The sequence below is a fragment of the Pseudomonas sp. TAE6080 genome, from assembly GCF_018732265.1.
In the GTDB taxonomy this organism is placed as follows: Bacteria; Pseudomonadota; Gammaproteobacteria; order Pseudomonadales; family Pseudomonadaceae; genus Aquipseudomonas; species Aquipseudomonas brenneri.
The window spans coordinates 447882-460521 of sequence record NZ_JAHIDY010000001.1 but is presented as its reverse complement, the minus strand read 5'-3'; the positions used below and the strand labels follow the sequence as shown (position 1 = coordinate 460521).

The following is a 12640-nucleotide window of genomic DNA, read 5'->3' as shown; positions in this document are numbered from 1 at the left end:
ACAAACAGTCTCTGCTGCGCAGCAGCAGGCGTTATTGCCCCTTCCAGCGCCACTGCCGAGGCACTTATACCCCACGAAAAGCTGCGCGGGGCAGCGCCCGCTGATGCAACGCTAAACGCTCAGGAACGCACGCTCGCGCAGCCTGCCGTGGGGTATACGCCCTCCCACCAGATTACCGGGAGTCCCCTATGACCAGACATGTTGGAGTTGACTATTGGTACCTGCGTTACATGGCGTCGAGCATCAGGACGGCTGAAACGACGGCTGAACTGTTAAGCGCTGAGCGTTTTTTCGTCGGATATCTAGCCGCGAGTGTTGATTTTAAAGCCATAAAAAGCGCGGAACGTGACCGTCTTCTCGTACTTTTGAACAACGCCCGAAAGCTGCGAACGAAAGAACTGGATGCCTTCCAAAAGAAACAAAAACCACCTCGCGTACCTGGACCGTGGACGAAGGTGAGTTCATGAGCGAAGTAACCATAGTTCTCTATGCCCCTCCAGATGCATTTCTAGACGTAATTCGAGACAAGGACTACTTCGTCACAACGTCATATGGGAATTCAATCGAGCAGCGTGATGCCGCACATCGTCGTGAAATTGCGCTGAGAGATGAGCTTGATCTTCTCAAAGTCAGACATTCCAAATCGTTAGCCCGAGAAGATGCACTAGAAAAAGAGATTGATGAGGTACGCATTCAGGGGCTCAGTAACCAAAGCCCAAGTCTAAACACCACACAGGACGCCACTCAATGAGTCTTCCTAGATGGGTAATGATCAGCCGCGCCTCTGAACTGACGGGCTACAGCGAAGACGCCATCCGCCACAAAGTGAAAAACGGCACCTGGGCCCAAGGCCGTATCTGGCGCAAGACGCCGGACGGCCGTATTGCTATCAACATGACGGAGTATGACAAGTGGGCCGAGAGCGCACCTCAGGAAGCGGCCTAGAAACCGAGCTGGCTAAGCACAAAGGAATTGAGATACACGGCGGCAACCTGCGTGTCGTGTTCATGTGGCGGCGGATACGCTGCCGCGAATCCCTAGGGCTTCCAATCACCAAAGCCAACATCAAACACGCCGCCCTCTTAAGGGCGGCAATTCTTCACGAGATCAAAACCGGTCACTTTGAGTATGGGCGGCACTTTCCTAACTCAAAGCACGCGACCAACTACAGCAGTGCCAAGGACGAAAGGCTTGGGGCATTGCTGAAGCGGTACAAGCCGTTGAAGGCTGTCGACATCACCCCGATGACCGAGGAAAAGTACGGCTATGCCTTGGACATCTGCACTGCCTTGGTTGGAATTGATCGTCTCGCCGGAGTTTTGTTGCCCGAAGACATCCAGTTGCTGAGGACTTTGCTGATCGCAGATCGAGCACCGTCCACTGCCAACCACTACCTGGCGACATTTTCCGGGTTCCTCGGCTGGTGCGAGACCAACGGATACTGCCGTAAGGGGCTGTCGGAAGCCTGCAATAGGTTCGCCATGCAAGGTCAGGAACCAGATCCGCTGACTCGCGATGAGTTTCAGCTACTGATCGATAAAGGGTGCCTTCACCCCCAAGACTCGGCGGCAATCACATTGGCGGTGTATACCGGGCTTCGACCAGGTGAGCTCTGCGCACTTTCCGTTGAGGACATTGACCTGGAAGGCGGACAAATCAACATCACCCGGGCCATTACCGCCAACGGTACGTTCAAGGTCCCCAAAACAGGGAAGCCACGCTCAGTACTACTAATGCCTCCAGCATTAGAGGCCTGTCGGGTTCTGATGTCGCTGGTTGTCGATCATCCCACCCGCTCCATCGAGGTGTTCCACAACAGGCACGAGAGCCGGCAGGAAAAGGTCACCCCACTGCTCTCACCTATCACCCAGGCGCGCAAGAAGATCATCAACCTCTGGTATGTCCCCACCGCATGGAACACCAAATGGGCAGCAGTCCAGAAGCGCTCAGGTATCCGTCCGCGCCGACCTTACCAGACTCGCCACACCTATGCCTGCTGGTGCCTGACTGCTCGTGGGAACCTTGCTTTTATCGCGAAGCAAATGGGACATAAAGACTTCACCATGTTGGTGGAGGTTTATGCTAAGTGGATGGATGATGAGTCACCAACTGAGTTGAAAAACATATGGGAGAAATTAAAACCGCCGTGAACCATTTAACTATAGGGTGTCGCGGCACCCTATAGTTTTAGATCGAATTATCTCTGAGCATCTGCGAAAGCTTTCTAGCGTAATATCTTTGCTTCATACGTAGTGACTTCCTCCGACCTAATACATGAGCCAATCGCTCCTCATAAATTTTTACGACTGCGGGTGATGAAATAGCCTCAGCCTCTCGCAACTTCTGCTTCAAATTTATAATAACTTCTTCTAGCTGCTCTACCGCAGATTCAGCCTTAGCCCCTAACTGCCGATAATAATCAGCACTATACCGACCTGACAACGATACATCCTCATTATCATCGTCCAAATCTTCAAGCAAAGTTATTTCCGTATTGCCCATCCTTGCAAGCCACGGCATCTCACTAACAAAGGCATCCCTGACCTCTTCAACAGCTGCCGGGGAAGTATCTTGATGAAGATAATCGTTCGCAAGATGGAGGAAGCTGTGTGTAGAATAAATATAGAACTCTTTTCCTGTCACCGTCGCAAACTCCTCCATAAGCTCTGGTAGCGGCCCAATGGTTTTTCCACCACACTGAGACCACCAGTCCTCTTTACGCTCTCCTGTCACCAAAATTACCGAAGTTCCTGACTCTTTAGCCTTATCAAGAATTTGCTTCCAAAAAATCAAATCCCCGTACCTTTTATTGATTTCCTTTGTAAGCACAGAGCCTTTATGCTTGTCTTTATCCTCGAACCCTGGTGGTATTTTCTGAGAATACCGACGATCCCCTTCTACCGCCAAAGCCTCTAAAATAGCACTGGAATATCCCGGACCGATCTTTCCATCTAGAAGCACAGCCAGATGCTCTTTTACATCATCATTTGTTATTCTTGCCTCGTGAAGATCACGTCTACTTTTCAAGTCTTCGAGAACCCGCTCAGCAGAACGACAAAAATCTTCATATATCTCTGCAGATACGAAAGGTGGCCGAGTCGGCACATCAATGTCGGACTTCAACTCCTCCAACTTAGAAATAGCAGACGCATATAATTTCGACTGATCAAATACGATTTTTGCACGATTATCCAAGTACTCAAACATTACTTGATATGGAACCCACAACCTTTCACCAAGCGACCCTATAACCCTATAAAGAGCATCCCTTGTCTCATCAGAGTATTTATATATGCCAGTCAAAACATTCGTATCAACTACAAATATGCACTCTCCCCATAGCTTTTCAATCCTTTCCGGGCAACTCGCAAAATGACTAGGAAATAACGTCTTCATGAATTACTCCTTCAACTTCACTCGGGCACGTAGTACGGACAATACCAGTACGCCATTACGATTCTCATCATCCTACCTCAATAAATGGCTAAACAGATAACCATCTGACGATTTGATAAATTTCTGACCTGAAAAGCCACTCGGAGGATTTCTGGATTGTTGCCACACCAAAGTGTACTGCCGCAAGGGGCTATCTGAAGTCTGCAATATGCTCTTCATGCAAGGCAAGGCAAGGCACCGAACCCGCTTACGCGTGACGAATTCGCACTGCTGGTAGCTAAAGGTTGCCTATACCAACTAGACTCGGCAGCGATAACGTTAGCGGTTTACAAGGGGATTCGACCAGGTGAGCTATGCACACTGGAAGTTGAGGACGTTGACCTAGATGGTATGCAAATCAACATCACCCGAGCCATTACCGCCAATGGTACGTTCAAGGTACCCAAAACAGGGAAACCGCGCACCATACTATTAACGCCGCCAGCGGTCGATGCATGCAGGACTTTAATGTCTTTAGTTGCTGAATACCCTTAGCGAGCGATCGAAGGGTTCCAGAACAGGCACAAGAGTCGACAAGAAAAAGTCACCCCAGCGATACAGAGCCCCTGAGGTATACGCCCACGACGACCTTATCAAACCATATACGTGCGGGCACCTTGGCGCCAGAGGAAACTTTGCATTTATCGCCAATCAAATGGAAAACAAAGACTTTACTATGTTAGTTAAAGTCTATGCCAAACGGACGGATGAAGAATCACAGAACGAGATTGAAAGAATATGGCATAAGCTAAAGCAGCCAAAGGGCTAGGCTGCCTCAGCTGAAAGCAACTCGTCAAACTCTTTCAGTCGCATACCACAACGCGAGACATGATCTTGCGCCTTGCTAAGACTAATGCCTGTTTCAAGCTCGTAATCAGCTTCAACCCTACCAGCATGCAGCTGTTTCAAACAATATCCCAACCTTCTAAGGTTCCGTCGCGAGGACATATCCGAATGCATACTGCCCTCGAAGTACAAGGAAAGCTTTCGATGCGTAGGACCTGCAAAATCGCTGACTGGAGGCACACTTACGGTATCGGCATAGGTTAAGGCTGCATGATATACAGCATAATAAGACCGAGACATCGAGTTTCTCCAGCTAAACTCACAATCTTCAACCTTTATCCCTTCAGCAGCGTACTCAAAAAACCGCTTGTAGTGAATTCCCATTTCCCGAATAATCCTTATGCAACTTCTTCTTTATCAACAGTCCATTCGGAAACTGTGAATACAAGCCTATTCCAAGCTTCTATATCGTCCGCACTGGCCATAGCATCGGCAATAGCATCATTAACGAAGTTCAGTCCTAAACCTGAATCAGCATTAATAAGAATATCTACATTAACATGAGGGACGCCATCAAAAGTCCCCCCATGAAAATTAATGGCTTCTACGGAGCCCCGACACTTCATAGCCAGCATTACCGACTCAATAAGTTGCATAGCCGCTCGAAAGTCATCCGATGAAACATCTGCTCGATCTAGATAGCTTTTAACATTTCTTATATATCTAGCAGCATGAACCTTATCCAAGCTGCGTTCTGGATTCGCTTTGGCAAAACGGTCTAGTATTTGCTCGTACTGAGTTAAATCGCCAGCAAAAATCATAGCTTGAGCAGCCTCTTCAAACACTTCCTCAACGGGCGCCATATCAAATGCTCTCAGTAGCAGACGCAACGCATCTGCACTCGCCCCTAATCGCTTTAACGAAAAAGCGTAATTCTCAAGAAATATTATTTCAGAGGAGAGCTTTAGAGACCGCTCATGATTTTCACGACATTCTTTCTCATCTCCGAGAACAGAATACAACATGCCTAACAGCATGTAGTGCTGCGCAATATCCGCTGCTTTGAGTCGTTCAATTTCTCGCTTAACACGACGAACTTCAAAATCAGTAGGTCGCGCAGTCTTTGCGAGCTGATTGATCTGATCTGTAACTGTCGACGTTGTCGTGAGCTGAACCGCCATCATTCCTCCAGAAGCTGATCATCCTGATCAGCGAGGCAAACCTTCACTACTGAGTGAAGCGTAAACTAAAACACAAAACAATCAATTTATGCAGCTTCGCCCCCGACAGGCCCTATGGCCTGTCGGGGGCGAAGCTAAATAACGGGAAAGGGAGATAGGACGGCATTAAGCCAGCAGTCAAGGGGATGGTCAAATTTTTCTAGCAATCCAACATGACCGCCCGTCGTTCAACAAGCGTCCTTTGTGCGTGATACCCTTCCTTGATGGTCGCGTATCTCGACTCAAGCAGTTGAACACACGTACCAAATGATAAGTGCCCCAAATTCGCCCCAGACTTTAAGCAAGTAGCTCTCAAATCACTGATGAATAAAACAATTTCCGATCTGTCCTCCCACACTCCAATGATGCAACAGTACTGGCGCCTGAAAAACCAGCACCCTGATCAGTTGATGTTCTATCGCATGGGCGATTTCTACGAGATCTTCTATGAAGATGCGAAGAAGGCCGCCAAGTTGCTGGACATCACCCTGACCGCGCGCGGGCAGTCGGCTGGGCAGGCGATTCCGATGTGTGGGATTCCTTATCACTCGCTGGAAGGTTACCTGGTCAAGCTGGTCAAGCTCGGCGAGTCGGTGGTGATCTGCGAGCAGATCGGCGACCCGGCCACCAGCAAGGGGCCGGTGGAGCGTCAGGTGGTGCGCATCATTACGCCGGGGACGGTGAGTGATGAGGCGCTGCTGGATGAGCGCCGCGACAACCTGATCGCGGCGGTGCTGGGGGATGAGCGGCTGTTCGGCCTGGCGGTGCTGGATATCACCAGTGGCAACTTCACAGTCCTGGAGATCAAGGGCTGGGAAAACCTGCTGGCAGAGTTGGAGCGGATCAATCCGGTGGAGTTGATGATCCCGGATGACTGGCCCAAGGACCTGCCGGCGGAAAAACGTCGTGGGACCAAGCGTCGTGCGCCGTGGGATTTTGAGCGTGATTCGGCGCTGAAAAGTCTGTGCCAGCAATTCTCCGTGCAGGATCTCAAGGGCTTTGGCTGCGAGACCCTGACCCTGGCCATCGGCGCTGCCGGTTGCCTGCTCAACTATGCGAAGGAAACCCAGCGCACCGCCCTGCCGCATTTGCGCAGCCTGCGCCATGAGCGCCTGGACGACACCGTGGTGCTCGATGGCGCCAGCCGACGCAATCTGGAGTTGGACACCAACCTGGCTGGCGGGCGTGACAATACCCTGCAGTCAGTGGTCGACCGTTGCCAGACCGCCATGGGCAGCCGTTTGCTGACCCGCTGGCTGAACCGCCCGCTGCGCGACTTGACGGTGCTGCAAGCGCGTCAGTCATCTATTACCTGCCTGCTGGACGTCTACCGTTTTGAAAAGCTGCAGCCGCAGCTCAAGGAGATCGGTGATATCGAGCGGATCCTCGCGCGAATCGGCTTGCGTAACGCTCGCCCTCGCGACCTGGCACGTTTGCGAGACGCGCTGGGCGTATTGCCCGAGTTGCAACAGGCGATGACCGAACTGGAAGCGCCGCACCTGCAACAACTTGCCGTCACGGCCGGTACCTACCCGGAACTGGCGGCGCTGCTGGCAAAAGCCATCATCGACAACCCACCCGCGATCATCCGCGACGGTGGTGTGCTCAAGACCGGTTACGACAGCGAGCTGGACGAACTGCAAGCCCTGAGCGAGAACGCCGGGCAGTTCCTGATTGACCTGGAAGCCCGCGAAAAAGCCCGCACCGGCCTGGCCAACCTCAAGGTCGGCTACAACCGCGTGCACGGCTACTTTATTGAGCTGCCGAGCAAACAAGCCGAACAGGCACCTATCGATTACCAGCGCCGCCAGACCCTCAAAGGCGCCGAACGCTTCATCACCCCCGAGCTCAAAGCATTCGAAGACAAGGCGCTGTCGGCCAAGAGCCGCGCCCTGGCCCGGGAAAAGATGCTCTACGAGGCCCTGCTCGAAGACCTGATCGGCAAGCTCGCTCCACTGCAGGACACCGCCGCGGCCCTGGCCGAGCTGGATGTGCTGAGCAACCTGGCCGAGCGCGCCCTCAACCTTGACCTGAACTGTCCGCGTTTTGTCAGCGAGCCGTGCATGCGCATCGTGCAAGGCCGCCATCCGGTGGTGGAGCAAGTACTGACCACGCCGTTCGTGGCCAACGACCTGTCGCTGGACGACGATACGCGCATGCTGGTGATCACCGGTCCGAACATGGGTGGTAAATCCACCTACATGCGCCAGACCGCATTGATTGTGCTGTTGGCGCATATAGGCAGCTTCGTACCGGCGGCCAGTTGCGAGTTGTCACTGGTAGACCGCATCTTTACCCGGATCGGCTCCAGCGATGACCTGGCCGGTGGTCGTTCGACCTTTATGGTGGAAATGAGCGAAACCGCCAATATCCTGCACAACGCCAGCGACCGCAGCCTGGTGCTGATGGACGAAGTGGGACGCGGCACCAGTACCTTCGACGGCTTGTCCCTGGCCTGGGCGGCAGCCGAGCGCCTGGCGCATCTGCGGGCCTATACGCTGTTTGCCACCCACTACTTCGAGCTGACCGTATTGCCGGAAAGCGAGCCGCTGGTGGCCAACGTGCATCTCAATGCCACCGAGCACAACGAACGCATCGTGTTCCTGCACCATGTGCTGCCAGGCCCGGCCAGCCAGAGTTACGGCCTGGCCGTAGCGCAACTGGCCGGTGTACCGAACGATGTGATTCTGCGCGCCCGCGAACACCTCAGCCGCCTGGAAACCACGGCCCTGCCCCATGAGAATGTGGTCGCCAGCCCCGCCAAGGCCACCAGCAAACCTGCGGCACCGCACCAGAGCGATATGTTCGCCAGCCTGCCCCATCCAGTACTGGATGAGTTAGCAAAGCTTGACCTGGATGACTTGACACCGCGTAAAGCGCTCGAAATGTTATATGCACTGAAGACTCGGATATAACGCAGACGCTTGCAAGCTGGTAGACTCTCGCGCGGTTTGGGATGCTGCGGGCTTTTAGCCTGGCCCGCAGACTATCGCTCCCGAACCTCGCGAGCCCTGCCACAAGGGGTTTCGCTGCCGCCGCCTGAGGAGAAAATTAGAAATGACCTTCGTCGTCACCGACAACTGCATCAAGTGCAAGTACACCGACTGCGTAGAAGTGTGTCCGGTGGACTGCTTTTACGAAGGCCCGAATTTCCTGGTGATCCACCCGGATGAGTGCATTGACTGCGCCCTGTGTGAACCAGAATGCCCGGCCGTTGCGATTTTCTCCGAGGATGAAGTCCCGGCAGAGATGCAGGAATTTATTCAGTTGAACGTCGAGCTGGCGGAAATCTGGCCAAACATCACTGAGAAGAAAGACTCGCTGCCAGATGCAGCCGAGTGGGATGGCGTAAAAGGCAAGATCAAAGACCTCGAACGCTAACAGCGTCGCGCCCCTTCAAAAGGCCCCTTGCGGGCCTTTTTGCGTTTCTGCACGCCGGTCTTTTACTTTTCTGCAGGCAAAAAAAGGGGCGGTTTGACCCGCCCACATTTTTTCCCTAGTCCCTGTGTTCCTTTTCATCGTCCTGATGAATCGCATCCTGCGAGGTTCCCTGAGTCATCGATCCTTGATGACCGTGTCAATCCGTGGACACAGGGCTGATAGTAGAGACTTCCCGAACAACTTCAACGGGATCCATTCGCAAGCACAACCTGCCGCCGCCTTCGAAGTAGAATAAATAAATGTTGTTTTTCAACAACATAGAAATATGTCCAGGTGATTCGAGACGTCCCGGCGCGGTTAAAAAACCAAACACTTACGAAAAAGTAAGCGAATGCTTACACGGCCCATTATGGAAATGCGCACTCGACCGCCCAAAAGGTTTACGCCAGACAAGAAAAAGCCCCGACAGGGTCGAGGCTTTTCTGCCTTCAGGCTGATCAGTCGTCGCTGACAGTGATGGTCGGCATTGCCTGGGAACCGGCTTCCTGCAAGACAATCCGCGCGCCCACATGGCGGGCCAGTTCCTGGTAGACCATGGCGATCTGCCCGTCGGGCTCGGCGACCACCGTCGGCTTGCCGCCATCGGCCTGCTCGCGAATGCCCATCGACAGCGGCAATGAAGCCAGCAACTCAACGCCATATTGGGTGGCGAGCTTTTCACCGCCGCCTTCACCGAACAGATGCTCGGCATGACCGCAGTTGGAGCAGATGTGCACCGCCATGTTTTCCACCACGCCCAGCACCGGGATGTTGACCTTGCGGAACATCTCAACGCCTTTGCGCGCGTCAAGCAGCGCCAGGTCTTGTGGGGTGGTCACGATCACTGAACCAGCCACCGGCACCTTTTGCGCCAGGGTCAGCTGGATATCACCGGTGCCTGGCGGCATATCGATCACCAGGTAGTCCAGGTTGCCCCAGTCGGTCTGCATCACCAGTTGCATCAAGGCCCCGGACACCATCGGCCCACGCCAGACCATCGGCGTGTTGTCATCGGTGAGGAACGCCATCGACATGACTTCCACGCCATGGGCCTGGATCGGCACGAACCACTTCTGATCCTTGATCTTGGGCCGCGAACCTTCGGCAATGCCAAACATCACGCCTTGGCTGGGGCCATAGATATCCGCGTCGAGAATCCCCACCCGCGCGCCTTCACGGGCCAGGGCCAGGGCCAGGTTGGCCGCCGTGGTCGATTTGCCCACGCCGCCCTTGCCCGACGCCACGGCCACCACGTTCTTGACGTTGGCCAGGCCCGGGATCTGTGCCTGGGCCTTGTGCGCGGCGATCACGCACTGGATGTCGACCTTGGCCGAACGCACACCGTCCAGGCCTTCAATGGCCATTTGCAGTATCTGCGCCCAGCCACTCTTGAACAAACCGGCGGCGTAGCCCAGTTCAAGCTGGACCGTGACCTGATCGCCCTGCACATCAATGGCCCGGACACAGCCGGCGCTGACCGGGTCCTGGTTCAGATAGGGGTCGGTGTACTGGCGAAGAACGGCTTCCACCGCTGCGCGATTGACGGCGCTCATGGGCTACTCCCGGAAAAGACAGACTAAAACAGGCGGCTATCCTAACCGTTCCCGCGCCCGAGGGGCATGCTTTCGCGACATTGGAAAACCCTGAAACAGCCTCACGGGGTGAAATAAATTCGCCGGCGCTTTATAGTGGCCGACCTCCGTTTCATCAAGTAGCCGAGCCCCATGTCCGAGCCACGCAAGATCCTCGTCACCAGCGCCCTGCCCTATGCCAATGGTTCCATCCACCTTGGCCATATGCTTGAGTACATCCAGACCGATATGTGGGTGCGCTTCCAGAAGCATCGCGGCAATCAATGCATCTATGTCTGCGCGGACGACGCCCACGGTTCGGCCATCATGTTGCGCGCCGAAAAGGAAGGCATCACCCCGGAACAACTGATCGCCAACGTCCAGGCTGAACATAGCGCCGACTTTGCCGAGTTCCTGGTGGACTTCGACAATTTCCACTCGACCCACGCCGAAGAAAACCGTGAGCTGTCGAGCCAGATCTACCTGAAGCTGCGTGACGCCGGGCACATTGCCACGCGCTCGATCACCCAGTATTTCGACCCGGAAAAGAAAATGTTCCTGGCCGACCGCTTCATCAAGGGCACCTGCCCCAAGTGCGGCACTGAAGACCAGTACGGCGACAACTGCGAAAAATGCGGTGCCACCTATGCCCCCACCGACCTGAAGGATCCGAAGTCGGCGATCTCTGGCGCCACCCCGGTGCTCAAGGATTCCCAGCACTTCTTCTTCAAGCTCCCGGATTTCCAGGAAATGCTGCAAGCCTGGACCCGCAGCGGCACCCTGCAGGACGCCGTGGCCAACAAGATCGCCGAATGGCTGGATGCTGGCCTGCAACAGTGGGACATCTCCCGCGATGCGCCGTATTTCGGTTTTGAGATCCCCGATGAGCCGGGCAAGTACTTCTACGTGTGGCTGGACGCACCGATCGGCTACATGGCCAGCTTCAAGAACCTCTGCGACCGCACGCCAGAGTTGGATTTCGACGCGTTCTGGGGCAAGGACTCCACCGCCGAGCTGTACCACTTCATCGGCAAGGACATCGTCAACTTCCACGCCCTGTTCTGGCCGGCCATGCTCGAAGGCTCGGGCTACCGCAAGCCAACCGGCATCGCCGTGCACGGCTACCTGACGGTCAACGGCCAGAAGATGTCCAAGTCCCGTGGCACCTTTATCAAGGCGCGCACCTACCTGGACCACCTGTCGCCGGAATACCTGCGCTACTACTACGCGTCCAAGCTGGGCCGTGGCGTCGACGACCTGGACCTGAACCTGGAAGACTTCGTGCAGAAGGTCAACTCGGACCTGGTGGGCAAGGTAGTCAACATCGCCAGCCGTTGCGCCGGGTTTATCCACAAGGGCAATGCTGGCGTGATGGTTCCGGTCAACGCCGCGCCAGAACTGACCGACGCCTTCCTGGCCGCCGCGCCAAGCATCGCCGATGCCTATGAAGCCCGCGATTTTGCCCGTGCCATGCGTGAGATCATGGGCCTGGCCGACCGTGCCAACGCCTGGATCGCCGACAAGGCGCCGTGGTCGCTGAACAAGCAGGAAGGCAAGCAGGATGAAGTCCAGGCCATTTGCGCCACCGGCATCAACCTGTTCCGCCAACTGGTGATCTTCCTCAAGCCAGTGCTGCCGTTGCTGGCCGCCGACGCCGAGGCATTCCTCAACGTTGCGCCGCTGACCTGGAATGACCATACCCGCCTGCTCAACAACCATCAGCTCAACGAGTTCAAGCCGTTGATGACCCGTATCGACCCGGTCAAGGTGCAGGCCATGAGTGACGCGTCCAAGGAAGACCTGACCGCCAGCCAGACCGATACCGGTCAGGCAGCCCCAGCGGGCAATGGCGAGTTGACCAAGGATCCGCTGTCGCCGGAAATCGACTTCGACGCGTTTGCCGCAGTGGACCTGCGTGTCGCGCTGATCATCAAGGCCGAAGCCGTGGAAGGCGCCGACAAGCTGTTGCGCCTGACCCTGGATATCGGTGATGAGCAACGCAACGTGTTCTCCGGGATCAAGAGCGCGTATCCGGACCCGTCCAAGCTCGATGGTCGCCTGACCATGATGATCGCCAACCTCAAGCCACGGAAAATGAAGTTCGGTATCTCCGAAGGCATGGTGATGGCTGCCGGCCCCGGCGGTGAAGAGATCTACCTGCTCAGCCCGGACAGCGGCGCCAAGCCTGGCCAGCGCATCAAGTAACAC

12 protein-coding genes are annotated in these 12640 nt (G+C 54.9%); 8 read left to right on the top strand and 4 right to left on the bottom strand.

The features are described from left to right. Positions 1–188: 188 nt before the first annotated feature. The 4 genes from KL786_RS02095 to KL786_RS02080 are packed head-to-tail and all read left to right on the top strand — an operon-like array spanning position 189 to position 2150. The gene (locus tag KL786_RS02095; protein ID WP_215516564.1) at positions 189–467 is read left to right on the top strand and encodes a hypothetical protein; all 279 of its coding nucleotides are present in this window, start codon (positions 189–191) and stop codon (positions 465–467) included. Further along, complete coding sequence (locus KL786_RS02090; protein WP_215516563.1) at positions 464–751, top strand: hypothetical protein; 288 nt, start codon at positions 464–466, stop codon at positions 749–751. Before KL786_RS02095 ends, KL786_RS02090 begins: the two co-directional genes overlap by 4 nt. Then, positions 748–945 carry an excisionase family protein gene (gene xisR / locus KL786_RS02085; RefSeq protein WP_042944248.1) on the top strand — a complete coding sequence of 66 codons (198 nt, stop codon included), beginning with the start codon at positions 748–750 and terminating at the stop codon, positions 943–945. Before KL786_RS02090 ends, xisR begins: the two co-directional genes overlap by 4 nt. Continuing rightward, complete coding sequence (locus KL786_RS02080; protein ID WP_215516562.1) at positions 912–2150, top strand: site-specific integrase; 1239 nt, start codon at positions 912–914, stop codon at positions 2148–2150. The genes xisR and KL786_RS02080 overlap by 34 nt, the downstream gene beginning before the upstream one ends. 37 nt (positions 2151–2187) lie before the next feature. Here KL786_RS02080 and KL786_RS02075 read toward each other — a convergent pair whose 3' ends face one another. Further along, entirely contained in the window at positions 2188–3396 is a 1209-nt protein-coding gene (locus KL786_RS02075) for a PIN-like domain-containing protein (RefSeq protein ID WP_215516561.1), read from the bottom strand. A gap of 201 nt (positions 3397–3597) precedes the next feature. Between KL786_RS02075 and KL786_RS29340 the strand changes: the two genes are divergently transcribed. Next, a complete protein-coding gene (locus KL786_RS29340; RefSeq protein ID WP_353844638.1) occupies positions 3598–3930 on the top strand; it encodes a tyrosine-type recombinase/integrase in 333 nt (110 codons plus the stop codon). Positions 3931–4200: 270 nt separating this feature from the next. Here KL786_RS29340 and KL786_RS02065 read toward each other — a convergent pair whose 3' ends face one another. Both KL786_RS02065 and KL786_RS02060 read right to left on the bottom strand, forming a co-directional pair. Continuing rightward, positions 4201–4605 carry a hypothetical protein gene (locus tag KL786_RS02065; RefSeq protein WP_215516560.1) on the bottom strand — a complete coding sequence of 135 codons (405 nt, stop codon included), beginning with the start codon at positions 4603–4605 and terminating at the stop codon, positions 4201–4203. 14 nt (positions 4606–4619) lie between these two features. Then, a complete protein-coding gene (locus KL786_RS02060) occupies positions 4620–5402 on the bottom strand; it encodes a tetratricopeptide repeat protein (protein WP_215516559.1) in 783 nt (260 codons plus the stop codon). A gap of 374 nt (positions 5403–5776) precedes the next feature. Here KL786_RS02060 and mutS point away from each other — a divergent pair, with 374 nt between their 5' ends. Continuing rightward, complete coding sequence (gene mutS, locus KL786_RS02055; protein WP_215516621.1) at positions 5777–8356, top strand: DNA mismatch repair protein MutS; 2580 nt, start codon at positions 5777–5779, stop codon at positions 8354–8356. A gap of 142 nt (positions 8357–8498) precedes the next feature. Further along, the gene (fdxA, locus tag KL786_RS02050; protein WP_017738276.1) at positions 8499–8822 is read left to right on the top strand and encodes a ferredoxin FdxA; all 324 of its coding nucleotides are present in this window, start codon (positions 8499–8501) and stop codon (positions 8820–8822) included. A 497-nt stretch (positions 8823–9319) separates the two neighbouring features. Here fdxA and apbC read toward each other — a convergent pair whose 3' ends face one another. Then, on the bottom strand, positions 9320–10414 hold the full coding sequence (gene apbC, locus KL786_RS02045) for an iron-sulfur cluster carrier protein ApbC (protein WP_215516558.1): 1095 nt from the start codon (positions 10412–10414) through the stop codon (positions 9320–9322). Positions 10415–10585: 171 nt separating this feature from the next. On the opposite strand from apbC, the gene metG reads away from it, so the two are divergent. Continuing rightward, on the top strand, positions 10586–12637 hold the full coding sequence (gene metG, locus KL786_RS02040; RefSeq protein ID WP_215516557.1) for a methionine--tRNA ligase: 2052 nt from the start codon (positions 10586–10588) through the stop codon (positions 12635–12637). Positions 12638–12640: the final 3 nt, after the last annotated feature.